General features: G+C 63.8%; 20 protein-coding genes and 1 pseudogene. 7 read left to right on the plus strand and 14 right to left on the minus strand.

From position 1 onward, the window contains the following. Positions 1–88: 88 nt before the first annotated feature. From AC5ZG1_RS27235 to eno, 6 genes are all read right to left on the minus strand, one after another. Entirely contained in the window at positions 89–1,054 is a 966-nt protein-coding gene (locus AC5ZG1_RS27235; protein WP_496134600.1) for a GAF domain-containing protein, read from the minus strand. Positions 1,055–1,380: 326 nt separating this feature from the next. Continuing rightward, the gene (locus tag AC5ZG1_RS27240; RefSeq protein WP_208822764.1) at positions 1,381–1,698 is read right to left on the minus strand and encodes an FtsB family cell division protein; all 318 of its coding nucleotides are present in this window, start codon (positions 1,696–1,698) and stop codon (positions 1,381–1,383) included. Positions 1,699–1,742: 44 nt separating this feature from the next. Next, complete coding sequence (locus tag AC5ZG1_RS27245) at positions 1,743–2,294, minus strand: NADPH-dependent FMN reductase (RefSeq protein ID WP_456644381.1); 552 nt, start codon at positions 2,292–2,294, stop codon at positions 1,743–1,745. A 228-nt stretch (positions 2,295–2,522) separates the two neighbouring features. Next, on the minus strand, positions 2,523–3,650 hold the full coding sequence (locus AC5ZG1_RS27250) for a zinc-binding dehydrogenase (protein ID WP_496134601.1): 1,128 nt from the start codon (positions 3,648–3,650) through the stop codon (positions 2,523–2,525). 83 nt (positions 3,651–3,733) lie between these two features. Then, complete coding sequence (locus tag AC5ZG1_RS27255; protein ID WP_496134602.1) at positions 3,734–6,580, minus strand: glycoside hydrolase family 113; 2,847 nt, start codon at positions 6,578–6,580, stop codon at positions 3,734–3,736. A gap of 209 nt (positions 6,581–6,789) precedes the next feature. Continuing rightward, positions 6,790–8,073, minus strand: coding sequence for a phosphopyruvate hydratase (eno, locus tag AC5ZG1_RS27260; protein WP_496134603.1), 1,284 nt, complete (start codon positions 8,071–8,073; stop codon positions 6,790–6,792). A 167-nt stretch (positions 8,074–8,240) separates the two neighbouring features. On the opposite strand from eno, the gene AC5ZG1_RS27265 reads away from it, so the two are divergent. After that, positions 8,241–9,242, plus strand: coding sequence for a Vgb family protein (locus AC5ZG1_RS27265; protein ID WP_496134604.1), 1,002 nt, complete (start codon positions 8,241–8,243; stop codon positions 9,240–9,242). A 113-nt stretch (positions 9,243–9,355) separates the two neighbouring features. Continuing rightward, positions 9,356–9,808 carry a preQ(1) synthase gene (gene queF / locus AC5ZG1_RS27270; RefSeq protein WP_027579121.1) on the plus strand — a complete coding sequence of 151 codons (453 nt, stop codon included), beginning with the start codon at positions 9,356–9,358 and terminating at the stop codon, positions 9,806–9,808. 103 nt (positions 9,809–9,911) lie between these two features. Here the strand turns inward: queF and AC5ZG1_RS27275 are convergent. The 6 genes and pseudogenes from AC5ZG1_RS27275 to tpiA all read right to left on the minus strand — a co-directional run bounded on the left by AC5ZG1_RS27275 (position 9,912) and on the right by tpiA (position 15,701). Further along, positions 9,912–11,097 (minus strand): annotated as a pseudogene (locus tag AC5ZG1_RS27275) (MFS transporter). A gap of 19 nt (positions 11,098–11,116) precedes the next feature. Then, positions 11,117–11,968 carry a 3-deoxy-8-phosphooctulonate synthase gene (gene kdsA / locus AC5ZG1_RS27280; protein WP_496134605.1) on the minus strand — a complete coding sequence of 284 codons (852 nt, stop codon included), beginning with the start codon at positions 11,966–11,968 and terminating at the stop codon, positions 11,117–11,119. A gap of 94 nt (positions 11,969–12,062) precedes the next feature. Next, positions 12,063–12,389: an NIPSNAP family protein gene (locus AC5ZG1_RS27285; protein WP_456644388.1), complete on the minus strand. Its 327-nt coding sequence runs from the start codon at positions 12,387–12,389 to the stop codon at positions 12,063–12,065. A gap of 228 nt (positions 12,390–12,617) precedes the next feature. Beyond that, positions 12,618–14,249 carry a CTP synthase gene (gene pyrG, locus AC5ZG1_RS27290; RefSeq protein WP_130230370.1) on the minus strand — a complete coding sequence of 544 codons (1,632 nt, stop codon included), beginning with the start codon at positions 14,247–14,249 and terminating at the stop codon, positions 12,618–12,620. Positions 14,250–14,417: 168 nt separating this feature from the next. Further along, entirely contained in the window at positions 14,418–14,813 is a 396-nt protein-coding gene (secG, locus tag AC5ZG1_RS27295; RefSeq protein WP_028167524.1) for a preprotein translocase subunit SecG, read from the minus strand. A 132-nt stretch (positions 14,814–14,945) separates the two neighbouring features. Beyond that, positions 14,946–15,701, minus strand: a complete 756-nt coding sequence (gene tpiA, locus AC5ZG1_RS27300; protein WP_496134606.1) for a triose-phosphate isomerase — start codon at positions 15,699–15,701, stop codon at positions 14,946–14,948. A gap of 311 nt (positions 15,702–16,012) precedes the next feature. On the opposite strand from tpiA, the gene AC5ZG1_RS27305 reads away from it, so the two are divergent. The 5 genes from AC5ZG1_RS27305 (at position 16,013) to AC5ZG1_RS27325 (ending at position 20,800) form a co-directional block, all read left to right on the plus strand. Continuing rightward, positions 16,013–17,914: a peptidylprolyl isomerase gene (locus tag AC5ZG1_RS27305; protein ID WP_496134607.1), complete on the plus strand. Its 1,902-nt coding sequence runs from the start codon at positions 16,013–16,015 to the stop codon at positions 17,912–17,914. Between the two features lie 107 nt (positions 17,915–18,021). Next, positions 18,022–19,035: an anthranilate phosphoribosyltransferase gene (gene trpD / locus AC5ZG1_RS27310; protein ID WP_456644392.1), complete on the plus strand. Its 1,014-nt coding sequence runs from the start codon at positions 18,022–18,024 to the stop codon at positions 19,033–19,035. Positions 19,036–19,103: 68 nt separating this feature from the next. Further along, positions 19,104–19,925 (plus strand): indole-3-glycerol phosphate synthase TrpC, encoded by an 822-nt coding sequence (gene trpC / locus AC5ZG1_RS27315; protein WP_496134608.1) that lies wholly within the window; start codon positions 19,104–19,106, stop codon positions 19,923–19,925. A gap of 4 nt (positions 19,926–19,929) precedes the next feature. Then, entirely contained in the window at positions 19,930–20,433 is a 504-nt protein-coding gene (gene moaC, locus AC5ZG1_RS27320; protein ID WP_028167519.1) for a cyclic pyranopterin monophosphate synthase MoaC, read from the plus strand. A gap of 106 nt (positions 20,434–20,539) precedes the next feature. Beyond that, positions 20,540–20,800 (plus strand): hypothetical protein, encoded by a 261-nt coding sequence (locus AC5ZG1_RS27325; protein WP_496134609.1) that lies wholly within the window; start codon positions 20,540–20,542, stop codon positions 20,798–20,800. Between the two features lie 261 nt (positions 20,801–21,061). Here AC5ZG1_RS27325 and AC5ZG1_RS27330 read toward each other — a convergent pair whose 3' ends face one another. After that, the gene (locus AC5ZG1_RS27330) at positions 21,062–22,396 is read right to left on the minus strand and encodes a S41 family peptidase (protein ID WP_028167517.1); all 1,335 of its coding nucleotides are present in this window, start codon (positions 22,394–22,396) and stop codon (positions 21,062–21,064) included. Between the two features lie 154 nt (positions 22,397–22,550). Then, entirely contained in the window at positions 22,551–23,717 is a 1,167-nt protein-coding gene (locus AC5ZG1_RS27335; RefSeq protein ID WP_496134610.1) for an NADH:flavin oxidoreductase/NADH oxidase, read from the minus strand. Positions 23,718–24,401 lie beyond the last annotated feature (684 nt).

Raw genomic sequence — 24,401 nt, forward strand, 5'->3', positions numbered from 1 at the left:
GATCACAGCCCGTCGAGCGCCACACGGCCAATCATCCCGTGTTCCACACACAGCGTCCACCGTCAGCGCCGAATCGCGCGGTTCCGCCTTAATGCCCCTTGAGGTCGAAGCGCTTCAGCTTGCGGTGCAAGGTGGCGCGGCTGACGCCGAGCGCTTTCGCCGCGGCCGAGACATTGCCCTGTGCCCGCGCCAGCGCCCGCTGCAGGGCCGCACGCTGCGCGTCGCCGAGGTGCTCGCAGCGCCCTGCCCGGCCATCGAGCAGGTCGGCGGCCGGAACCGGCCGGAGGGCGCGGTCGGGCGGGATACCCAGGGCGAGCCGCGCCGAACGCGTGGCGCCGATCACGAGGTCGTCGCCGTCGATCGCGAGCAAGCCGCCGCCATGGGCCTCGGTCGGCGGCGTCAGCACGATCCGGGCATTCGCAAAGGCGTTGCGGAACAGCTCGGCCTCGATCCGCCGCGCCGCTTCGCCCGCCGCGAGCGCAATCAGGCTGGCAAAGGCATCAGTGCGGTCGGCACGGCACGAGGACACATCGAGCACGCCGACGAGCCTTGCATGCTCGTCATAGATCGGGGCTGCGGTGCAGCTCAGCAGCGTGTTGCGGGTGAAGAAATGCTGTTCGCGGTCAATGGTCAGGACGCGCTGCTCGATCAGGCAGGTGCCGATCCCATTGGTACCCTCATGCTCCTCGTTCCAGATCGCCCCCGTCCACAAGCCCCACTCCTCGAAGGTGGAATCATCAGCCGCATGCCCGCGCCGTTCCAGCGGAATACCATCGTGATTGGCGAGCAGCACGCAACAGCCGGCGGCACCCACCGCCTGGTACAGCCGATCCATGCTGGCTTGCGCCGCGCGCAATAGCGGCGCGATGCGCTCCCGCGCCTGTTGGAACTCAGCCTCGGTCAGCCGTTGCGGCGGCCGTGTGCCGGCGGGATCAAGCTGATGCAATCGGGAAGACCGTCGCCATGACGCCACCAGCGCGGATCGCGCGGCCTGGCCGGATTCGATCGCGACCTCGACACGGGCCGCATGATGAGCGAGCTTGAGCTCCTTCATCCCGCTGATACTCCTCCCTTAACCCAATAATATAGGGCCTGCGGACCATGGCTTGCTTGACCTTCGTCAAAGTCAGTCACGGTAGGAGCTGGACCGCCATCGCGGGGCTCGCCGGCGTTTGATGCGTTCTTTTTGCCCCAACGGGGCTACTGCGCTCGAAGCGCTTCCACCTTACGGCAGTTGGGACGACTCGACAATTAGAGCGTTTTCAAGCGAAGCATGCCCTCGGACTCGATCCGAGGGTGGACGCCGGTTCGCGTAAAGAAAACGCGTCAAAACAAGAATCTAGAGCTTCGGTTCTGATTCAATCAGAACCGAAAAATGCTCTAGTTCGGCCTGCTGATCCGCACCAGGTCGCGCGGGCTGGCGTAATCGAGCTGGTAGCGGGCGCGCTCATCCAGCATGTCGGGGTCGAGGCTTTCGGACCGGAGCAACGCGACACGCTTCTCGCCCTCAGCGCGTTCCTTCTTCAGCCGCTGCAACTCGGAGGTTAGCGCGATGATCTCCTGGTCGAGCTCCTGCCGCGCGTTCAGGCCGTATTTGCCGGTATAGGCATTGACGCCGAAATAGCCGATCATCAGGGCCGCCATCGTGTAGAGGGCGAGCCCGGTCAGGATCGACTTGAGGCGCGTGCGGGAGACCATGCCGCAGCTTGGGACGCCGCGGTTAATGGACTCCTAAAACGAAATCACTTGTTGTGCTTTTCAACGTGCGCCGCGAACGCGTCGATATACTGCTGCAGCACCTGCCGCAGCGCGTCCTTGGTGACCTCGCCATTGGCGTCGAAGGCGTCGCCGATCGCATTCAGATAGATCTCCGGCTGCTGCAGGATCGGCCCCGTAATCCCCGGAAGAATGTTCTGCAGGTGCTTGGCGGCCAACACGCCGCCGAGCGGCCCCGGCGAATTGCTGACGATGCCGACCGGCTTGCCGTTGAACGAGCTCTTGCCATAGGGGCGCGAGCCGACATCAATGGCGTTCTTCAGCACGCCCGGGATCGAGCGATTGTATTCCGGCGTCACGAACAGGATGCCGTTCGACTGCTGCAGCTTCTCCCGGAACGCCAGCCAGTCGGCCGGAGGGTTGGCCTCCAGGTCCTGGTTGAAGAAGGAAATGCCGGCTGGCGTGATGACGTCGAGCTTCAGCGAGGACGGCGCAAGCTTGGCAAGCGCGCGAGCGATCTTCAGCGAGAAGCTCTCCTTGCGCAGGCTGCCTGCGATGGTGACGACGGTGTAGGCCATTTGGTTTCCCTTTGATCGAGGAGTTCGACGGGGGACTTAAGCCGCCACGCCGAAAAGAATGCAAGTGCATGGAACATGCAATTGCAGAAACACAGCGTTCGCGGAAATGAGCCTGGCGGGAAATGTGGCGCCCGTAGCCCGGGTGGAGCGGAACCCGCAACCCGGGGCATCTGCATCAACGTCTAGGAAGGTCCCGGGTTACGCTGGCGCTTCACCCGGGCTACGACGCTACTTATTCGGATTGATCAGGAATTTCTCGCCGGTTGCGCGCTTGGCATAGATGGCGATGTTGGAAAGCGACAGCGCTTCCGGCAGCGACACCACCTGCGTGTAGTGGCTTGCAAAGGTCGTTTTGAGTTCGTCGACCACACGCTGACGCAACCTTGCGAAATCCGCCGGCGGCAGCTTCTGCAGGAAATAGGTCAGGAGCCAGCCACCGACGCCCCACGCCATGCCGAAGCCGCGCGGCAATTCGACCGGTCCGGTGTCGAGGCTGCCATAGACATAGACCTGCTTGTGCACGGCCGAGCCGTAGCGGCTGTATTCCTTGGCGGTCTTGTTGATCGCGACTTCCATCGCATTGAGGATCTGGCCGGCGAGCTTGCCGCCGCCGATCGCATCGAAGGCGATGGTGGCGCCGGTCTCGACCAGCGCATTGGTGAGATCGTCGATAAATGTCGGCGCGGAGGAATCGACGACGTACTTGGCGCCGATCTTGTGCAGGATGTCGGCCTGCGCCTTGTTGCGCACGATGTTGACCAGGGGAATGCCGTCCTTGAGGCAGATCTTGTTCAGCATCTGGCCGAGATTGGAGGCGGCCGCGGTATGCACCAGCGCCTTGTGGCCCTCGCGCCGCATGGTCTCGGTCATGCCGAGCGCCGTCAGCGGATTGACGAAGCAGGAGGCGCCTTCCGCAGCCGTGGTGCCCTCGGGCAGCACCAGCACGTCCTTCGCCCGCGCCAGCCGATATTGCGCATACATCGCGCCGCCGAGCAGCGCGACCGTCTTGCCGAGCAGCGCCTTCGCCGCGTCAGACGATCCGGTCTTCACGACGACGCCGGCGCCTTCGTTGCCGACCGGCATCGACTGGTCGAGCCGCGCCGCAAGCCCGCCAAGCGCCGCTTGCGGCACCTTGGCGGAGATAACCGGAAATTCCTTGGTACCGGAAGCCTTGGCGGTCGAGGGGTCGGCAGGGCCGATCAGGAGCCCGAGGTCGGACGGATTGATCGGCGTGGCCTCGACGCGGACCACGATCTCGTCCGGGCCGGGTTCGGGGATTGGCACCTCTACAAGCGAAATTTCCAGCTCGCCGCTCAACGAACGAAGCTGAAGCCCAGTCTTGCCGTCGGATGCCATCGTAGCCCTCCCTTGCCTGTTGTCCGGCCGCCTTCAGTTAGGCGGGGCGGCCGCAACAAACAAGGGCCCGAAAGAGGCGTCTGTCAGACGATCAGGAGATCATGCTGCGTGAGCGGTGCCGTGACGCCGGTCAGCGTGATCGAGGCGTCATGGCCGAGATCGATGACGGTGTCGTGCCCAACAAGGTGGACTGCGAGGTGCGAGACGTCGCTGGCGACCGAGGAATCGATCTGCAGGACATCGTGGCCGGGCCCCTCGCCCGCTCTGAAATGGTTGATGACGTCGTGACCCGAGGCTTCCTTGAAGACGAAGGTGTCGCCACCGGCGCTGTTCATGATATCCTTGCCGGCGGTCGAGGCCAGGGTGACGCCTGGCACGGCAGCGGACATCGTGTGCGAGCCGTCGTTGTTGTCGTAGGTGGTCGCGAGCCGGTGCCCCGCGGTGTCGAGAAGGTCATGCTTGGCCGAATAAGCCTGGCTCTGGATTTGGTAGGTATCGACCTCGCGGGTGCCGTCGGCGTGCCGCGTGGTCTGCACCGTCAGCCCGCCGTCGGGGTCATAGTTCGACTGGACGTAGCTGCCGTCGGTCTGAGTCACCGTTTGCAGGGTCACGTGCCCGGCAGTGTCATAGAGATCGAGCGTCTTGACGCCCGCGGCATCCACCATCTGCTTCAGCCAAAGCGAGCCGTCGTCACGGAACTGTTCCACCAAAAGGCTGTGGCCGGCGGCGTCACTAAGAACATGCTGCGACGCATAGGGCTTGTCGACGAAATTGAAATTGAAGACATCACGTGAGCCGTCGGCATGACGCAAGATCTCCGCGGCCAGGCTGCCGTCCGCCGCGTAGGTCGACTGTTGGTAGGCCCCATCGGTCTGCGTCACCGTCTCCTCGACAAGGTGCATGCTGGCATCGTACCGATCCAGCGTCCTGACGCCGTTCATGTCGATGCTTTGTGTCAAGAGCAGCGATCCATCAGTGCGGAACTGCTCGATCAGGATGCTGTGGCCCGACGTGTCGGTCACGACATGCTGCGAGGCGTAGTCCTTGTCGGCAACGCCCGAAATAAAGATATCGCGCGAACCGTCGGTGTGACGGATGGTCTCGGTGGTCTGCGACCCCGTGACATCGAGCGTCCGCGTTTCCTGCACGCCGGCCAGGGCTGCCAGCATCGTGCTGGTGACGACCGTGGTGTCGGCAAATTTCAGGTACTCGACGTTGGTCAGACGATCGGCGCCGTCGCGGTCGGCGACATGGTCGTTGACCGTGATCGTGTTGCCGGAGACGGCGATGTCGTAGTCCGACCTCTTGCCGGAGAACAGCGCGGTATCCAGGCCCTCACCACCGTCGACGACGTCGTTGCCAGCGCCCCCGCTGATGTAATCATTGCCGGCGCCCCCATCGATCACATCGTTATCGGTGGTGCCGCCGAGGAACCAGTCCTGGTGGTTGGTGGTATCGAAGTGGATCATGCGTACGTAGAGATCGAACGTTCCCGGCGCGCTGGCATTGGTGGCATCGCTCGGGCTGACGGCGATGCCGTTGATCGAGACGTTCTTCAGGTGCAGGGCTCGCCCCGGCGTCGAATTCACGAGTTCGATGTCGAGGCTGTGGACGGTGCCCGGATTGTTGAAGGTGACGGAAAAAGTCTGGTAGCCGGATGCGTCCGCCGCCGGCTTGAACTCGAAAATGCCGGACACGAGTTGGCCGTTGACCCAGACCCGCACCTGCGCGCCGACACCCGCCACCATCGAGCCATAACCCGTCATGGTAAGCGTCGTGGTCGGCGACGGCGCAATCGTGGTCGGACCGCCGACAATAATGTCGTTCCCTGCCCCACCATGGATCACGTCATTGCCGAGTGCGGCATTGATGTTGTCGCTGCCGCGACCGAGGTCGATAATGTCGGCGGCAGGCGTTCCGGTGACGGTGAGATCGGGAATAAAACCCTGGTCATGAAAATATTGCGAGACGATGGAAGCCGAGGGCTTCCCCATCACGGAATAGCCCGCGGCCGAATATTGATTGCTGAGGTCCCACTGCCAGAGCTCGACACCCTTGAGCCAGCTTCCGCCTTGTGAGGCCCAGACCTGGAAGAACGCGTTGTAGGCGTCGGCCTGCGCGGCCGGATCCGGATCCCCGCCGGAGGCCCAGGACCCCGGAGCGATCGCGGTGCCCTCGATGCTGCGATAGCCGGCTTCGGTCATCAGAACCGGCTTGTCATATTGCAGCGCGAGCGAATGGAGGAAATCGACCGGTGATTTGTAGTCGAACGCGGCGGCGAAATACGGATTGGTCGGCACCTCGTTCCAAGCGTGAACGAGATCGTCCACTGTCGGCGTCGTGCTCGACGTCAGCGGCGGATAGGTGTTGACACCGATGACGTCGAGTTGGTCCCAGAAGCTGACATGCGATGCTTCGTCGGTCGCGGCCGCGTAGGTTATCTCGCCGTGAAACACCAGGCGAACGGCGGAGATGATGTCGACCCAATAGGCGCGGTATTGCGGGCCCGTGAGGCTACTCATCTCGTTGCCAATCACAAATGTATCGACCCCGCCAGCTTGCGCGATGGTCGCGAGGTGGACGACCTCCGCCTTGTAGGAAGCGAAGAAGGCACCGACGTCGCTCGGCGCAAGGCTCGATACACGAGTTCCATCAAGGGGGGAAAGCGAGGGCCGGAACACGATGGAGAGTCCCGCGTCACGCGCTGCCTGAAAGCCCGCGAGCAGACTCTGATCGCCTTCCGTCTTGCCAGATACCGGGAAAACCGAACTGCTGGCCCCGTTGTCAGTCCAGATCCGCGTCGAGAGCAAAATGGAGTTTGAGCCAAGCGACGCGATGGATTGAAACGCCTGCCTTGCCGATGCGGCCGAGAGCTGTCCACCCCACTCGGAGAGCGCACCGAAACCTTGGATGTCGAACAAAGTCGCCACGCGAAAACTCCATCGTTGCTCGGATGGGTTTGCCGCGAAGCAATTACGTTCGTCTTAAACAGCTTGAGCGCTTTCGTAGGAAACGCCTGCAAAATTCGAATTCGGCTCGCGCGACGGTGATTTCGTCGCGCGAGGAGTTCCGATATTGGAACAGACTCGCGGGAACAGACCCGCGTCCGTGATCGGGCGCGTATTCGACGCGACGAGCGTTATGCCAACGCCTTGAATGCCGCCCTGCCCGCGTACTTCGCCTGCTTGCCGAGCTGCTGCTCGATGCGCAAGAGCTGATTGTACTTCGCGGTCCGGTCGGAGCGCGCCAGCGAGCCGGTCTTGATCTGTCCGCAATTTGTAGCGACCGCGAGATCGGCGATGGTGGCGTCTTCCGTCTCGCCGGAACGGTGCGACATCACCGAGGTGTACGCGGCCTTGTTCGCCATCTCGATCGCGGCAAGCGTCTCCGTGAGCGTGCCGATCTGGTTCACCTTGATCAGGATCGAGTTGGCGCGACCATTCTTGATGCCGTCGGCAAGCCGCGTCACATTGGTGACGAAGAGATCGTCGCCGACGAGCTGGCACTTGCCGCCGATCAGATCGGTCAGCTCCTTCCAGCCCTCCATGTCGTCTTCGGACATGCCGTCCTCGATGGTGACGATCGGATAGCGCGAAACCAGATCGGCGAGATATTTCGCCTGCTCGGAGCGCGAGCGCGTCTTGTTCTCGCCGCCATAGACGTACTTGCCGTCCTTGAAGAATTCGGTGGAGGCGCAGTCGAGCCCGAGCATGACGTCATCGCCGGCCTTGTAGCCGGCCTTGCCGATCGCGTTCATGATGAAATCGAGCGCAGCGTCCGCGGTCGGCAGGTTCGGCGCGAAGCCGCCCTCGTCGCCGACATTGGTGTTGTGGCCGGCCTTCTTCAATTCGCCGCGCAGCGTGTGGAAGATTTCCGAGCCGCAGCGCAGCGCGTCGGCGAAGGTTTCCGCGCCGACCGGCAGGATCATGAATTCCTGGAAGTCGATCGGGTTGTCGGCATGCACGCCGCCATTGATGATGTTCATCATCGGCACCGGCAAGGTCCGCGCCGAGGTGCCGCCGACATAACGATAGAGCGGCATGTCGAAGGATTCGGCGGCCGCCTTGGCGCAGGCGAGCGAGACGCCGAGGATGGCGTTGGCACCAAGCCGGCTCTTGTTCGGCGTGCCGTCGAGCTCGATCATGATCTGGTCGATCCGGACCTGGTCCTCGACCGCGTGATCGCTGAGCGCCTCGAAGATCTCGCCGTTGACGGCGCCGATCGCCTTTTGCACGCCCTTGCCGAGATAGCGCGCCTTGTCGCCGTCGCGCAGCTCGACGGCCTCATGCGCCCCGGTGGAGGCGCCCGACGGCACCGCGGCGCGGCCCACCGCACCGTCTTCCAGCACCACATCGACCTCGACCGTGGGATTGCCGCGGCTGTCGAGAATTTCGCGGCCGATGATGTCGACGATAGCGGTCATGATGTGCACTTCCTCAGGTGTGGTTCTGGTCGGATGCGCTGCGTCATACACGGCAAGCAGGCAAATGTGAACGCTCACGCTTTGGCACGCATCTGACGCGGCAATGTGGTAGGTTTATGCTGATCTTCGCGTTTCAACCCATTGTTTCACAAAGCCGGGGTAACGCAATGAATCGTCGCAAGTTTCTCGCTTCGAGCGCCGCCGCAATCTTGGCCACGCCCACAGTATTGCGCGGGGCCCGCGCCCAAGAGCCTCAGGCGGGCGCGTTCCCCGTGAAATATTTCCCGGTAGCCCGCGGAATGGGTTCGCGCGACGTCACGCCCGCCCCTGACGGCACGATCTGGTTCTGCGGACAACGCAATGGGAAGCTCGGCCGACTCGATCCGCGGAACGCCGCCTACAAGCTGATCGGTCTCGGACAGGGCGCCGCACCTCACGGGGTCATCCTCGGCCCGGATGGCGCGCCATGGATCACCGAAGGTGGACAGAATGCGATCGCCCGTGTCGACCCCGATGATCACAAAGTGAGGCTGTTTCCGCTGCCCGAAAAATTCGCCTATGCCAACCTCAATACCGGCGTGTTCGATAAAAGCGGAATCTACTGGTTCACCGGTCAGTCCGGCTACTATGGCCGGCTCGATCCCAAATCCGGTGAGATGAAGATATTCGAGGCGCCGAGAGGCGTCGGCCCCTACGGCATCACGGTCACGCCGAAGGGCGATGTCTGGTACGCCTCGCTCGCAGGGAGCCACATCGCCCGGATCGATCTCGCGACAGGGCGAGCGAGCATAGTCGAGCCGCCGACGCCCAAGCAAGGCGCGCGGCGGATCTGGTCGGATTTACGGAGCCGCCTGTGGATCAGCGAATGGAACAGCGGCCAGGTGTCGATGCACGATCCCGCCGAGGGCTCCTGGAAGGCCTGGAAACTGCCGGGCGAGAATCCGCGCACCTATGCAGTCTATGTCGATGACAAGGACAAGGTCTGGCTCACCGATTTCTCGGCGAACGCGATCGTGCGCTTCGATCCGGTGACGGAGACATTTCGCTCGTTCCCGAGCGACAAGCCCGGCGCGAATGTGCGGCAGCTCGACGGCCGGCCGGGCGAGACCTGGGGCGGCGAATCCGGCAACGACCGTCTCGTCATGATTCAAACGACGGCGCCGGCATAGGACGCAAACCTGCCGGTGCTCGTCGGCGATCTGACGCGCCTGCGCCCTCCCCTTGACGGTTGACGAACAACCCCGCTTGCGTCCATGTCAGCGCTCCCCGAAGGACAGATTTCATGGCGCAAAGACCCCTGCAGCTCGGCCGTGCCGTCAAATGGCCCGACACTCCGGACAAGGCGGTGCTCGACCGCGTTCCCAATCCGCAGGCAGGCACCGACTACCTGGTGCGGTTCGCCGTGCCGGAATTCACCTCGATCTGCCCGGTGACGGGCCAGCCGGATTTCGCGCATCTGGTGATCGACTACGTGCCGGGCCGCTGGCTGCTCGAGTCCAAATCGCTGAAGCTCTACGCCGCGAGCTTCCGCAATCACGGCGCCTTCCACGAGGACTGCACGGTGATGATCGGCAAGCGGATCGCAAGCGAGATCAAGCCGAAATGGCTCCGCATCGGCGGCTACTGGTATCCGCGCGGCGGCATTCCGATCGACGTATTCTTCCAGACCGGCCGTCTGCCCAAAGGCGTGTGGGTCCCCGACCAGGGCGTCGCGCCCTACCGCGGACGGGGCTGAATCGGGACTGTCTCCGCGCAATAGCTCGGACTTCCTCTGCCGCTTGCGGGAGAGGGAGTCCAGCATCCATCGCCGATGCAATTCGACCTGATCTCATCATGCGCTACGCCGCGACGTCAGGGCGCCCCGCGGCGTCCGCCGGAATCCTCTGCTTCAGCAATTTGGCGCAGGCCAGTCCCAGCGCGATCATGATTGCCGCTGATGTGAGCAAGGTCGGCACCTTGCCGGCATGCGCGAGGCCGAAGCCATAGGCGATTGGGCCCACGGTCTGGCCCATGAAGAAAAAGAACGAATGCAGGGACATCGCGGTCGCGCGCGCCTCCACCGACAGCTCGCTGGCGAATACCTGCAGGCAGCCATGGATCATGCAGGCTCAGCGCCTGCATCTTCCAGCCGGGACTGAACGCGACGGCCACTAGCTGGACGGCGACCAGCGTCGCGCCTGCGATCATCATGCCCTTGACGCCGAGCCGTGGCAGAAAGCGCGACACAGTCATGGTGTAGAACAGGCCGCCCACCGCAAACCCCGCGATGACGATGCCTGCGATCGACAGCGAGGTTTCACCGAGATCGAACAGGAACGACGCCACAAACGGAAAAAGGCCGAGCACGCAGCAGCCTTCGATGAACACTGCGGAATAGCAGACGGGCGCGTTTGGATTGGTGAAGATGGTGCGGTAGCCCTGCTTCAAGGCAGAAAAGCTCGTCTTGGGCGGATGCGCGAGCTTCGCGCCACGGAAGCCGGCGAGCACCGCAAGCGAAGCTAGAACGACGAGGGCGCCGAGCACGGCGAGCACGCCGCGCCAGCCGAGAAAATCGCCGATCAGGCCGGAGGCCGAAGCGCCCAGCAGGTTGCCGGTCATGGCGCCCGCAAGCGTCCGCCCGATTGCGACCTGCCGCTTGTCGGGCGCCACGAGATCGCTGGTCAGCCCGAGCGCGACCGGAAACACGCCGCCGGAGCCGATGCCGGCGAGGATGCGAGTGGCGAACAGCATCGAGAAGGATGTCGACAGCGCGCCGAGAATGTTGGCGAGCCCGAGCAGCACGAGACAGATGATCATCAGCCGCGCCTTGCCGAACAGGTCGGCGGCGGCGCCCAGCAGCGGTTGGACGATGGCGAAGGTGAAGGCGAACACCGCGGCAAAACTTGCGGCGGTGGCGATGCTGACGCTGAACTCGTCGGCGACATGCGGAAGCACCGGATCGAGCGCACGCGCCGAAAGACTCGCGGCAAAGGTCGCGATCGCAATGATGTTGAGCGCCGGCGGCAGGCGGCCAGTTGCGGTCACGCGTTTCGCACCCGCCCGCTCAACGCGCCGCCTTCTTGGCCAGCGCGTCGAATTGCATCAGCGTCCTGACCAGCCCCTCGAACTCGCGGAGCGGCACCATGTTTGGCCCGTCGGATGGGGCGCGATCGGGATCGGGATGGGTCTCGATGAAGACGCCGGCAACGCCGACCGCAACGGCCGCGCGCGCCAGCACGGGCACGAATTCGCGCTCGCCGCCCGAGGATGCCCCCTTCCCGCCCGGTTGCTGCACCGAATGGGTGGCGTCAAAGATAACAGGCGCGCCGGTGGTGCGCGCGAGGATCGGCAGCGCGCGCATGTCGGAGACCAGCGTGTTGTAGCCAAAGGACGCGCCGCGCTCGGTCACCAGCACGTTCGGGTTGTCGGCGCTAGTGAGTTTTGCAACCACGTTGGCCATGTCCCACGGCGCCAGGAACTGGCCCTTCTTGACGTTGACGACCTTTCCGGTTGCGGCGGCCGCAAGCAGCAGATCGGTCTGCCGGCAGAGGAAGGCCGGAATCTGCAGCACGTCGACTGCCGGCGCCACCTCCGCGCATTGCGCGGGCTCGTGCACGTCGGTCAGGACAGGCAGGCCGAGCGAGGACCGGATCTCGGCAAAGATCGGCAGCGCCTGCGCCAGTCCGATGCCGCGCGCGGCGGATGCGCTGGTGCGGTTGGCCTTGTCGAAGGACGTCTTGTAGACCAGCCCAACGTTCAGGCGGCCTGCGATCTCCTTCAGCGCGCCGGCCACCTCCAGCGCATGCGCTCGGCTCTCGAGCTGGCAAGGGCCGGCGATGATCGAGATCGGCAGATCATTGCCGAACTTGACCGGGCCGACATTGACGATGGGAGCCGCCGAGATCTTGGCGTTCAAGGGTGTGTCCTTTCCGTTTCGCGCGGACCATGCCGATCCGCGACACCAGGATCAACCCGTATTGCCCCCCGGAATATCTGGGTTGCACTGAGCCTCACTTCAGCGCGGAGAATGTGGTCGGTACCAGCAACTGGTTGACGATATTGCCGACGATCTGACCATCCTCTTCGGTCTTGGCCCGCGCCGAAATCCATTCCGGATCGCTCTGGAACGCGGTCCATTTCTTCTCGCGATCGGCAAGCGATTCCCAAGCCAGCAGATAGGTCAGTTCCTGGTTGGATTCGCCGACCAGCGTGGTGAAGAACCCGACCTGCTTGATGCCATGCTTCTCCCACAGCTTCAGCGTGATGGTATCGAAGCGCTTGAGCAGTGCCGGCAGCCGGCCCGGCAGGCAGCGATAGACGCGGGTCTCATAGATCATTCGGCAGTCCTCCCTATTCTTGTGTGCTTGGCGTGGCATTTATAGCCGTCGCCAGGAGGACTGTCTTGATCGGGCCATGCACGCCCCGCAGCGGCGCGCGCATAACTATGCCACCCTACGCCTGTCATTCGGGGGCGCGCGCTGCGCGAGCCCGGAATCCATTTGTCCATGTAATCTGAGGCCCGATAGATTCCGGGCCTCGCCTTCGGCGCATCCCGGAATGACGGCCTAGACCAGCCGCGATTGCGCCATCGCCGCCTGGATGAACGAGGCAAAGAGCGGGTGCGGCTCGAACGGGCGCGACTTCAATTCGGGGTGGAATTGCACGCCGATGAACCAGGGATGGTCCTCATATTCCACGATCTCAGGCAGCACGCCGTCGGGTGACAGGCCCGAGAAGCGCAGGCCGTGCTGCTCGAGCCGGTCCTTGTAGGCGGTATTGACCTCATAGCGGTGGCGATGGCGCTCGGAGATTTCGGTGGCGCCGCCATAGACTTCGGAGACGCGGCTGCCGCGCTTGAGGACCGCCGGGTACGCGCCAAGCCGCATGGTGCCGCCGAGATCGCCAGCCTGCGAGCGCCTCTCCAGTTCGTTGCCGCGCAGCCATTCCGTCATCAGGCCAACCAACGGCTCAGGCGTCGGGCCGAATTCGGTGGAATTGGCCTGCTCGATGCCGACCAGATTGCGCGCGGCCTCGATCACCGCCATCTGCATGCCGAAGCAGATGCCGAAATACGGCACGTCGCGCTCGCGGGCGAATTGCGCCGCCCGGATTTTCCCTTCCGCGCCGCGCTGGCCGAAGCCGCCGGGCACCAGGATGCCGTTGACGTGCTCGAGGAACGGCGCGGGGTCCTCGTTCTCGAACACCTCGCTCTCGATCCAGTCGAGATTGACCTTCACCTTGTTGGCGATGCCGCCATGGGAGAGTGCCTCGATCAGCGACTTATAGGCATCCTTCATGCCGGTATATTTGCCGACGATCGCGATCGTCACGGCGCCCTCGGGATTGCGGACGCGCTCGTTGATGACGTGCCAGCTCTGCAGCGCCGGTGGAATCTTCGGCGCGATCCCGAACGCGGCCAAGACCTCGTCGTCGAGGCCGGCGGCGTGATAGGCCTCCGGCACGGCATAGATGTTGTCGACGTCGCGCGCCTCGATCACGGCACTTTCGCGCACGTTGCAGAACAGCCCGAGCTTGCGCCGCTCCTCCTTCGGAATCTCGCGGTCGGTGCGGCAGAGCAGGATATCCGGCTGGATGCCGATCGAGCGTAGTTCCTTCACGGAGTGCTGCGTCGGTTTTGTCTTGAGCTCGCCCGCACTTGGGATGTACGGCAAAAGCGTCAGATGAATGTAGACCGCATGATCGCGCGGCAATTCATTCTTGAGCTGACGGATCGCCTCGAAGAACGGCAGGCCCTCAATGTCGCCCACCGTGCCGCCGATCTCGACCAGGACGAAATCATAGGCGTCGTTGCCGTCGAGCACGAATTCCTTGATCGCGTTGGTGACGTGCGGGACCACCTGGATGGTGGCGCCGAGATAATCGCCGCGCCGTTCCTTCGATATGATGTCCTGGTAGATGCGTCCGGTGGTGATGTTGTCGGCCTTGGTCGCCGGCCGTCCGGTGAAGCGCTCGTAATGGCCGAGATCGAGATCGGTCTCGGCGCCGTCGTCGGTCACGAACACTTCGCCGTGCTGGTACGGCGACATCGTTCCGGGATCGAGGTTGAGATAAGGATCGAGCTTGCGGAGGCGGACCTTGTACCCGCGTGCCTGCAGCAGGGCACCTAGTGCCGCTGAAGCCAGACCCTTGCCGAGTGAGGAGACCACGCCGCCGGTGATGAATATGTACCGCGCCATGGGGCCTAACCTCTATCTCGACGAGGGCGATTCGCCAAAATGATTCGTGTCCTCCCGGCAAACTTGTTGCCGGGCTGTGAGTGACGTGAATTTTACTGCTTAGTCAGACCGTTAATGGCGATTCCTGACGCAGGATGCCAGTCCTGCACCCTGCATAGCCACCCCGCATTATTGCGAGCGCGGCGCCTGCGGGCCGCCGGCGGGGGCCTGCTGGCCCTGCTGTTCGTCGGCCTTCTTCAGGGAATCCAGGATGCCGCCCGAGGTCGGCGGCGTGATCGGCGCGCCGCCAGCGGGCTGCTGCGTCGGCGCCGGGGCGCCGGTGCCGAGGACCGAGGTCGGCTGGCGGCTGAGGCCGGCATGCCAGGACAGAAACAGGCTGGTCGCGAAGAACAATACCGCCAGGACCGCGGTGGTCCGCGTCAGCAGGTTCGCGGTGCCGCGGCTCGACATGAAGCCCGCGCCCCCACCCATGCCAAGGCCGCCGCCCTCGGATTTCTGCAGCAGCACGGCCCCGATCATCACGGCGACGATCATGAGGTGGATGACGATGACGACAGTCTGCATTGTGACCTTCCGTCGCAAGCCTAGAAGCGCCGGGTTCCGGCGGCTCACACGCTATCAGCGGGTTTTCCTGAAGTTGCGCGGTGTTACACGATCGGGACCGGCAACGCCACCCCAATAACCGCCGCAATCTAGCTAGGGAGCGCCCGCCGCGATCGCAAGGAAATCGGCTGCCTTCAGGCTGGCACCGCCGACCAGCGCGCCGTTGACATTGGCAACGCCCAATAGCTCGGCCGCATTCGAGGGTTTTACGGAGCCGCCATAGAGAATCCGGACATTTACGCCCTCTCCTTTGAAGCATTCCGTCAAGAACCCCCGGATAAACTTATGAACTTGCTCGACATCCTGCACCGTCGGGGTCAGCCCGGTACCGATCGCCCAGACCGGCTCGTAGGCGACCACCAAATTGGCCGCAGTCGAACCGTCCGGCAGCGAGCCCTTGAGCTGGGTGCCGCAGATATCCAGCGCCCGCCCGGCATCGCGCTGCTCGCGGGTCTCGCCGATGCAGACGATCGCTGTGAGGCCTGCGCGCCAGGCAGCTTCGGCCTTCTGGCGGACCAGCGCATCGGTCTCGCCATGGTCGGCGCGGCGCTCGGAATGACCGACGATGATGGCGCTGGCGCCGGCATCCGCCAGCATTTCCGCCGAGATGTCCCCGGTATGGGCTCCGGAGGCCTTGGGATGGCAATCCTGGGCCCCGACGATGACCTTCGAGCCGCGGGCCTTGTCGGCAAAGGCGGCAATCAAGGTCGCCGGCGGGCAGACCAGGAGATCGGCCTTGCCGGCCAGCGCGCCGGCCCCCGTCAGCATGGCGTCGAATTCGCCGATGGAGGCTTTCAGGCCGTTCATTTTCCAATTGCCGGCGATCAGCGGCCGGATGGCGTCGGTCATGGCAGGATTCCCGAGAAATGGTGGTCGACATGCGCTAGCAGAGCCCGGCCGTCACTTCCAGACCCGGCGGTCCACCGCTACAAATCGCCGCCATAGCGGGACGGCATCCGCCGTCCCGCGTTAGCTTCTTGTTTGAGCATGATCTTTCCGGAAAACCGGGGTCCACTTTTCCGGATCATGCTCTAGGTTGCGACGGCGCAGTTGCCACTTTATGATGCGTTCCCAACTCGGTGACGCGCTTTAAGGAATCCGCTTATCGGATCATCCCCAGGCGCGACCCGGTTCCCCTCCTTTTCAAACAAGTTGGACCCATGCTTCGAGGAATTCGGACAGCCTCATCAAACTGGCTCGGCAAGATCGTCATGGCCGTGGTGATGGGCGTTTTGATTGTCAGTTTCGGAATCTGGGGCATTGCCGACATCTTCAAGGGGTTCGGCCAGTCGACGCTCGCCAAGGTTGGCAGCACCGAAATCTCGACCGAGCAATTCCGCCAGATCTACACCGACCGGCTGCAGCAGGTCGGCCGCCAGTTCGGCCGTCCGTTGACGCCTGACCAGGCGCGCGCCTTCGGCTTTGACCGCCAGGTGCTGCAGCAGACGATCGCGGAAGCGGCCCTCGACGAGGAGGCCAGGCGGCTTCGGCTCGGCCAGTCGCAGGAAGAGACGATGCGCTCGATCTACAACGATCCGAACTTCAAGGGGCTGAACGGCCAGTTCGAGCCGCAGCGCTTCCAGTCCGTGATCCGCCAGTTCGGCTACACCGAGCAGCGCTATCTCGCCGAGCAGCGCCGCGTCGGCCTCCGCCGCCAGATCGCCGGCACGATCGGCGCCGGCATCGAGCCGCCAAAGACCTTGATCGAGGCCCTGGTCCGTTATCAGAACGAGCAACGCTCGATCGAGTACATCAAGCTCGACGCGGCGCAGGCCGGCACCATCGAGCCGCCCTCGCCCGAGGCGCTCGCCGCCTATTTCGAGGATCACAAGGCCCAGTTCCGCGCGCCCGAATTCCGCAAGATCGCGTTCGTCGTCGTAACGCCCGAGGAGATCGGCAAGTGGACCGAGGTCTCCGACGAGGATGCCAAGAAGATATTCGAGCAGCGCCGCAACCAGCTCGGCACGCCGGAGAAGCGCGAAGTGTCGCAGATCGTGTTTCCGAACGTGGAGGAAGCCACTGCCGCACGTGCGCGGCTGACCTCGACCACCTCGTTCGACGACCTCGCCAAGGAACGCAACCTCAATCTGACCGACGTCGATCTCGGCATGGTCGCGAAGTCGGCGATCCTCGATCCGGCGGTTGCGGATGCGGCGTTCTCCCTGCCCTCGGGCGAAGTCAGTCAGCCGGTGCAGGGCCGCTTTGGCGTGGCGCTGGTCAAGGTCGGCAAGATCGAGCCGGGCACGACGCCGACCTATGAAAGCATGGCCGGCGAGATCAAGAAGCAGATCGCAGCCGAGCGCGCCCGCGAGAAGGTCGCCGATCTCCACAACAAGATGGAAGACGAGCGCGGCGGCGGCGCCAATCTCGCCGAGGCGGCGCAGAAGCTTGGGCTGACCGCCGTCACCATCGACGCCGTCGACCGCTCGGGACGCATGCCGAACGGCCAGCCCGTGGCGAACATTCCGACCGGCCTTGATGTCGTCTCGCAGGCCTTCGGCAGCGATGTCGGCGTCGACAACGAGCCGATCCAGTTCCGCGGCGGCTACGTCTGGTACGACGTGCTTGGCGTGACACCGTCGCGCGAGCGCAGCCTCGACGAGGTGCGCGCCCAGGTCGAGGCGAAATGGCGCGAGGACCAGATCGCGACCAGGCTGCGCGAAAAGGCAACCGAGATCGTCAAGAAGGTCGAGGCCGGCGGCAAGCTCGCCGACGAAGCCTCCGCACTCGGCGTGAAGGTCGAGACTGCGGATAAATTCCGCCGCGATGCCTCGCTACCGGCCGTGCCTGAGAGCGTGGTCGCGGCTGCGTTCCGCACCGCCAAGGATGGCGTCGGTCAGGCCACGGGTACCGGTGGCGAGCGCGTCGTCTTCCGCGTCACCGACATCATCGTGCCGCCGGTCGATCTTTCCTCCGAGGAGGTGAAGAAGTTGAAAGAGGCGCTGCAGCGCGGATTGACCGACGAGCAGGTCGCGCAATACGTCAACAAGATCGAAAAAGACATCGGAACCACAATCAATCAGGCCGCCTTCGCACAGGTGACGGGCGCGAATAACAACTGAGCATGATCCGATTAGATCATGCTCTCATCTTTTGTTTGAGCATGATCTTTTCGGAAAACCGGTTTCCACTTTTCCGGATCATGCTCTAAAATCTTCACGGGCGGGCGATGGACGACCTGAAATCGATAATTGCGAAAGTCGCCACCGGCGCAACCTTGTCGCGCGACGAAGCCGCAAGCGCCTTCGACAGCATGATGTCGGGCGAAGCCACGCCCTCGCAGATGGGAGGCCTCCTGATGGCCCTGCGCGTGCGCGGCGAGACCGTCGACGAGATCACCGGCGCGGTGTCGGCGATGCGCAGCAAGATGCTGCGGGTGACCGCGCCGCCTGATGCGGTCGACGTGGTCGGCACCGGCGGCGACGGCTCCGGCTCCGTGAACGTGTCGACCTGCGCCTCGTTCATCGTGGCCGGTACGGGCGTGCCGGTCGCAAAACACGGCAACCGCGCGCTGTCGTCGCGCTCGGGCGCCGCAGACGTGCTGGCCTCGCTCGGCGTCAAGATCGATCTTACCCCGGCCCAGGTCGGCCAATGCGTCCAGGAAGCCGGGATCGGCTTCATGTTCGCCCCCGCCCATCACCCGGCCATGAAGAATGTCGGCCCGACCCGGGTCGAGCTTGCGACCCGTACCATCTTCAACCTGCTCGGCCCGCTCTCCAATCCCGCCGGCGTCAAGAGGCAGATGGTCGGGGTGTTCTCGCGACAATGGGTGCAGCCCTTGGCGCAGGTCCTGAAGAACCTCGGCTCGGAAGCGGCCTGGGTGGTGCACGGCTCCGACGGGCTCGACGAAATCACCCTCACCGGCCCGACCTTCGTCGCGGCGCTGGAGCGCGGCGAGATCAGAACCTTCGAAGTTTCCCCTGACGATGCCGGCTTTGGCCGCGTCGGCAGCGAGGCGCTGAAGGGTGGCGATGCCGATGCCAACGCGGTGGCGCTGCTCAGCGTGCTCAACGGCGAGCCGAGCGCCTATCGGGACGTCGCGCTGCTCAACGCCGCCGCGGCGCTGATCGTCGCCGGCCGTGCCAAAGATTTGAAGGAAGGCGTCGCGCTCGGGACCAATTCGTTGGATAGCGGTGCCGCCGCCGCGAAGCTCAAACATTTGATCGCGGTTTCCAACAGCTAGAGCATGATCCGGAAAAGTGGGAACCGGTTTTCCGAAAAGATCATGCTCATAGAGACATAGGGTCCGCGATGTCCGACATCCTGAAGAAGATCGAAGCCTATAAGCGCGAGGAGATCGCCGCAGCCAAACGCGCGCATCCGCTGCCCGAGATCGAGGCGCGCGCCAAGGCCGCGTCGCCGCCGCGCGGGTTCGTGCGCGCTATCCGCGAAAAGCACGCTCGCGGCGATTACGCGCTGATTGCCGAGATCAAGAAGGCCTCGCCATCGAAGGGCCTGATCCGCGTCGATTTCGATCCGCCTGTCCTGGCCAAGGCCTATGAGGCCGGCGGCGCGGCCTGCCTTTCGGTGCTGACGGATACGCCCTCGTTCCAGGGCCATCTCGACTTCATGGTCGCGGCGCGCGCGGCAACCAATCTGCCGGTGCTGCGCAAGGATTTCATGTTCGACACCTATCAGGTGCTCGAGGCCCGCGCCCACGGCGCCGACTGCATCCTGATCATCATGGCCGCGCTCGATGACGCAGCGGCCAAGGATATCGAGGACGCCGCGCTCGCGCTGCAGATGGACGTGCTGATCGAAATCCACGACCGCGGCGAGCTCGACCGCGCGCTGAAGCTCCGCTCGCCGATGATCGGCGTCAACAACCGCAATCTCCGCACCTTCGAGACCACGCTCGCGACCAGCGAGGCCTTGGCACCGCTGATCCCGAAGGAGCGGCTGATGGTCGGCGAAAGCGGCATCTTCACGCCGGACGATCTGTCCAGGCTGGAACGCGTGGGCATGTCGACCTTCCTGGTCGGCGAGAGCCTGATGCGTCAGGCCGATGTAACAGCGGCAACCCGCGCGCTGCTCGCACGCAAAAGCGCGCCGCGCGCCACCGGAACCCGTTAGAGCGATGGCGGAGAAGTCAAAGGGCGGTCCCGCCCTCACCCATATCGATGCCAGCGGTGAGGCACGCATGGTCGACGTGTCCGCCAAGCCCGCGACCGAACGCACAGCCGTCGCCGAAGGCCGCGTCATCATGAGCAAGGCAACGCTCGAGCTGATCGTCTCAGGCAATGCCAAGAAGGGCGACGTGCTCGGCACCGCGCGCATTGCCGGCATCATGGCGGCGAAACGGACCTCGGAACTGATCCCGCTCTGCCATCCGCTCGCGCTGTCGAAGGTCACGGTCGATATCGAGCCGGACGAGAAACTGCCGGGTTGCATCGTGCAGGCGACCGTCAAGGTCACCGGCCCGACTGGCGTCGAGATGGAGGCGCTGACCGCGGTCTCGGTCGCCTGCCTCACCATTTACGACATGATCAAGGCGGTGGAACGCGGCGTCCGCATCGAAGGAATCCACCTCGTCGAGAAGCAGGGCGGCAAGTCCGGCCACTATCGCGCCGCGGATCGCTGACGCGTTACGTCACGACTGCGCTGTCACGCGGCTGTGACCGGGTCGCCCGGACTGCGCCATCGCGTGCGGTGTTACATTTGGCGTAGCCCTTTGAAGGAGCAACGCTATGTGGGCCTTCAAGCTTCTTGGTGCGGCCGCGGCACTCTGCGTCCTCAGTGCGCCGGCGATGGCACAGCAGGTGATTTCCGAGCCCGGCTATTGCGCGCAATTCTACCCGAACGCCAATTGCCAGAACAAAGGTCCGGGCAACCCCTATACAGGCGGCTATCAGCACTACATCGACCAGGGTTACGGGATGTGGGCTCAGGATCCGCCGATCCGGTCGGTCGGCAAGCGCTCGCGGACCCACCGGTCCGCTCGACAGTAGGGTGGCCAAAGCGAAGCGTGCCCACCTTTCTTGCACCGTCCGTGGACTGTGGGCACGCGGAGCCTGCCATCGGGCGCGCGTTCGCGCGACCCGTTGGCTTTGCCCACCTACGATTCCGGCATGAGGCCCGTCATGGCCGGGCTCGTCCCGGCCATCCACGAAGAGGCTTGCACAGCAGCAGAGACGTGGATGCCCGGGACAAGCCCGGGCATGACGAACTCTGATGCGTCTCGATACCGCCTTCCCACGTCAACGTGATGTTCAGTTCGGGATCGTCCGCTTCGGCGCGCCCTTGGCGTCGGCGTTGACGGTGACGCCACGCAACAGGTTGTAGGCAGCGTTCAGCGCCTTGTCGTTCTTCTCGTCAGGCGGGACGAAGGATTGCGAGCCGGTCTGCTCGGTGCCTTCGGCCGCCAGATGCCCGCGCATCGAGGCCTCGCCCTTGATCTCGGCACGCGTCTTCAATTCGTCCGGCACATCCTGCAGGATCTCGATATCGGGCGCGATGCCCTGCGCCTGGATCGATCGGCCCGACGGCGTGAAATAGCGCGCGGTGGTCAGCGCCAGCGCGCCATTGCCAGCCCCGAGCGGAATGATGGTTTGCACTGAGCCCTTGCCGAAGGTGCGGGTGCCGATCAGCGTCGCGCGCTTGTGGTCGTGCAGCGCACCGGCCACGATCTCGGAGGCAGAGGCCGAGCCGCCGTTGATCAGGACCACAAGCGGCTTGCCCTTGGTCATGTCGCCGCCGCGAGCGGTGAAGCGCTGAGTTTCCTCCGGCAACCGGCCGCGGGTCGAGACCACCTCGCCGCGCGCCATCAGCGAGCTCACCACCGACACCGCCTGGTCGAGCAAGCCGCCGGGATTGTTGCGCAGGTCGATCACATAGCCGGCAAGCTTGTCCTGCGGGATCTCCTTGGAGATATCGGCGATCGCCTTGTGCAGGCCCTCGGTGGTCTGCTCGTTGAACGAGTTGATCCTGATATAGCCGATATTGCCGCCATCGGTGTGGAAGCGCACCGGGCGCACACGGATGATCTCGCGGGTGATGGCGACGTCGATCGGCTTGTCGGCATCCTTGCGGATGATCTTCAGCTTGGTCTGGCTGTTGGGCGGGCCCTTCATCTTGTTGACGGCCTGATCCAGCGTCATGCCCTGGATCTGTTCGTCATCGATCTGGGTGATGATGTCGCCCGACATGATGCCGGCGCGCGAGGCTGGCGTGTCATCGATCGGTGCTACGACCTTGATGAAACCGTCTTCCATCGTGACCTCGATGCCGAGGCCGCCGAACTCGCCGTGGGTGGTCTCCTGCATGTCGGTCCAGCCCTTCTCGTTCATGTAACGAGAATGCGGATCGAGCGAGGAGATCATTCCGTTGATCGCGCCCTCCATCAGCTTGGAGTCGTCGGGCTTCTCGACATAGTCGGTCCGGACGCGCTCGAACACGTCGCCGAACAGATTGAGCTGGGAATAGGTATCGGAGCGGACCGCGGCCTTGGCGACCGCAACCAGATTGGCGCCCTGCGGGGCGGTGACGAGAAGGGTAAGGCCAGCACCGGTCACCGTGCCGAGGAGAAAGCCAAAATTCCTGCGCATGCGTGCGATCCTTCCCGCTGTAGCCGCCACGACTGTGATGAATCGTCGTTCTCACCCGACGTGGACAAACACACAATGCCTTTTTGGTCGGATCAAGGCCAATTGTACCGGAGAAATACCGTCGCTCACGACATCGTGCGTTGCTCGTGCGCCGCTATGGACGTCCCTCCTGGAGGCCGCTCTGCCAGGTCGACGGATTGGTTCCAAAGCCGCGTTTGGCGCGCGTGCCCAGCCAATAGCCGAACTGCGGCGGAACATTACGGAATGGCCCGTCCACGCCAAGCTTCAGCGCGGCGTCCATCGGCCAGTTCGGGTTGTTGAGGATTTCGCGCCCAATCGCGATCAGATCTGCCTGTTTTTCGCGCAGGATCTGTTCCGCCTGGTCACCATGAATGATGAGGCCGACGGCCATGGTGAGGATGTCGGCGTGACGGCGGACGTATTCCGATAGGGGCACCTGGTAGTTGTACTTGATTTCCTTGCCGAGGATCGGCGCCATGTCGGTGATGCCGCCGGACGAGCAATCGATGACATCGACGCCTTTCGCCTTCAGGATGCGGGCGAGCCGTACGCTCTGCTCCGGGCCCCAACCGGCATTGTCCTCCACCGACAGCCGCACGAACAGCGGCTTGTGGTCGGGCCAATAGCTGCGCACCGCCTCCGTCACTTCGATGATGAAGCGCATGCGGTTCTCTTCCGAGCCGCCATACTCGTCGGTGCGCTGGTTTCCGCGCTCCGACAAGAACTCATGCACGAGATAGCCGTGGGCGCCGTGCAATTCGAGCACGTCGAAGCCAGCCTCATTGGCGCGGCGCGCGGCTTGGCCCCAGGCCTGCACGAGGTCCTTCACCTCGCTGCGCTCCAGCGCCCGCGGTACCGGCCAGCGCGCACTATGCGCGATCGCGCTCGGCGCCACCGGGGTCCAATCGTCCCAGTCCTCGATCTCGGGCGACCGCTGCAGCGGTCCGTCGCCTTCCCACGGCCGCGTTGCGCGCGCCTTGCGTCCGGAATGGCCGAGCTGGATGCCGGCAAGCGCGTTCTGTTGCTTGATGAAGGTGACGAGCCGGTTGAGCGGCGCGATGAACTTGTCGTCCCAGATGCCGAGATCACCGACCGTGCCGCAGCCGCGCCGCTCGACCTTGGTCGACTCGACAATGACGAGCCCCGCGCCGCCGGCGGCGAACTTGCCCGCATTCATCAAATGCCAATCGGTCGGAAATCCCTTCACGGCCGAATATTGATGCATCGGCGGCACCACGATCCGGTTCTTCAGCGTGATCCCGCGGATCGTCATTGGTGAGAACAGGAGCGTATCGGACATGGTTTTCCTCGCATCACTGGACATCGTTACCCGCTATTTCACCGGGGTCGGTTTCCTGCCGCGAACGATATATGTGCCGTCCATGACGGCAAAGCCGAAATGCGGGAGGCTTCCATGCCCAATTGGCGATTGCCGAAGCACGAGTCTCGCGCTCGTCCCTCGCACTTATGCTTCACCCGTTGCCAACTCCCGCGGTCATTCCGGGGCGGCCGCAGCGCGAGCTATGATGTGCAATTGCACATCAGAGAATCCATTCATCCGCTGGCGCAAGCTGCGAAATGGATTCCGGGCTCGTCCTTCGGACGCCCCGGAATGACAGCCTCCGTCATTGCGAGCGGAGCGAAGCAATCCATGCCTCCGTTCGCTGCGCTATGGATTGCTTCCCGGAGCTGTCATCGGACGGCGCTTCGCGCTTATCCGTTGGCTTGCAATGATGTTGTGGTTGCTTTGGGTGCGACATATCAACCCGACGGGCAAATCAGCAGAAACGTGTCCAGACTATCAGCGAAAAACATTTCGCTTTCGCCGTCGGGCAAATCAGTGATTTAACTCTGCGCGTCTCACCCAAGAGAGGGGCGGCTCGCGATCGTCACGAACGTTGCGGTGAGATGCGGTGGACGTGATGGGTGTGACTGACGAGCACACACAGCACGGACGGCGAAGTCGTGTGGTCCTGGCGCCCCG

This window comes from Bradyrhizobium sp. Leo78 (assembly GCF_059512425.1).

Bases quoted from the DNA above. Each gene is read 5' to 3' on its own strand.
- AC5ZG1_RS27235 (WP_496134600.1), bottom strand. From the start codon at position 1,054: ATGAAGGAGCTCAAGCTCGCTCATCATGCGGCCCGTGTCGAGGTCGCG.
- AC5ZG1_RS27240 (WP_208822764.1), bottom strand. From the start codon at position 1,698: ATGGTCTCCCGCACGCGCCTCAAGTCGATCCTGACCGGGCTCGCCCTC.
- AC5ZG1_RS27245 (WP_456644381.1), bottom strand. From the start codon at position 2,294: ATGGCCTACACCGTCGTCACCATCGCAGGCAGCCTGCGCAAGGAGAGC.
- AC5ZG1_RS27250 (WP_496134601.1), bottom strand. From the start codon at position 3,650: ATGGCATCCGACGGCAAGACTGGGCTTCAGCTTCGTTCGTTGAGCGGC.
- eno (WP_496134603.1), bottom strand. From the start codon at position 8,073: ATGACCGCTATCGTCGACATCATCGGCCGCGAAATTCTCGACAGCCGC.
- AC5ZG1_RS27265 (WP_496134604.1), top strand. From the start codon at position 8,241: ATGAATCGTCGCAAGTTTCTCGCTTCGAGCGCCGCCGCAATCTTGGCC.
- queF (WP_027579121.1), top strand. From the start codon at position 9,356: ATGGCGCAAAGACCCCTGCAGCTCGGCCGTGCCGTCAAATGGCCCGAC.
- AC5ZG1_RS27285 (WP_456644388.1), bottom strand. From the start codon at position 12,389: ATGATCTATGAGACCCGCGTCTATCGCTGCCTGCCGGGCCGGCTGCCG.
- pyrG (WP_130230370.1), bottom strand. From the start codon at position 14,249: ATGGCGCGGTACATATTCATCACCGGCGGCGTGGTCTCCTCACTCGGC.
- secG (WP_028167524.1), bottom strand. From the start codon at position 14,813: ATGCAGACTGTCGTCATCGTCATCCACCTCATGATCGTCGCCGTGATG.
- tpiA (WP_496134606.1), bottom strand. From the start codon at position 15,701: ATGACCGACGCCATCCGGCCGCTGATCGCCGGCAATTGGAAAATGAAC.
- AC5ZG1_RS27305 (WP_496134607.1), top strand. From the start codon at position 16,013: ATGCTTCGAGGAATTCGGACAGCCTCATCAAACTGGCTCGGCAAGATC.
- trpD (WP_456644392.1), top strand. From the start codon at position 18,022: ATGGACGACCTGAAATCGATAATTGCGAAAGTCGCCACCGGCGCAACC.
- trpC (WP_496134608.1), top strand. From the start codon at position 19,104: ATGTCCGACATCCTGAAGAAGATCGAAGCCTATAAGCGCGAGGAGATC.
- moaC (WP_028167519.1), top strand. From the start codon at position 19,930: ATGGCGGAGAAGTCAAAGGGCGGTCCCGCCCTCACCCATATCGATGCC.
- AC5ZG1_RS27325 (WP_496134609.1), top strand. From the start codon at position 20,540: ATGTGGGCCTTCAAGCTTCTTGGTGCGGCCGCGGCACTCTGCGTCCTC.
- AC5ZG1_RS27330 (WP_028167517.1), bottom strand. From the start codon at position 22,396: ATGCGCAGGAATTTTGGCTTTCTCCTCGGCACGGTGACCGGTGCTGGC.
- AC5ZG1_RS27335 (WP_496134610.1), bottom strand. From the start codon at position 23,717: ATGTCCGATACGCTCCTGTTCTCACCAATGACGATCCGCGGGATCACG.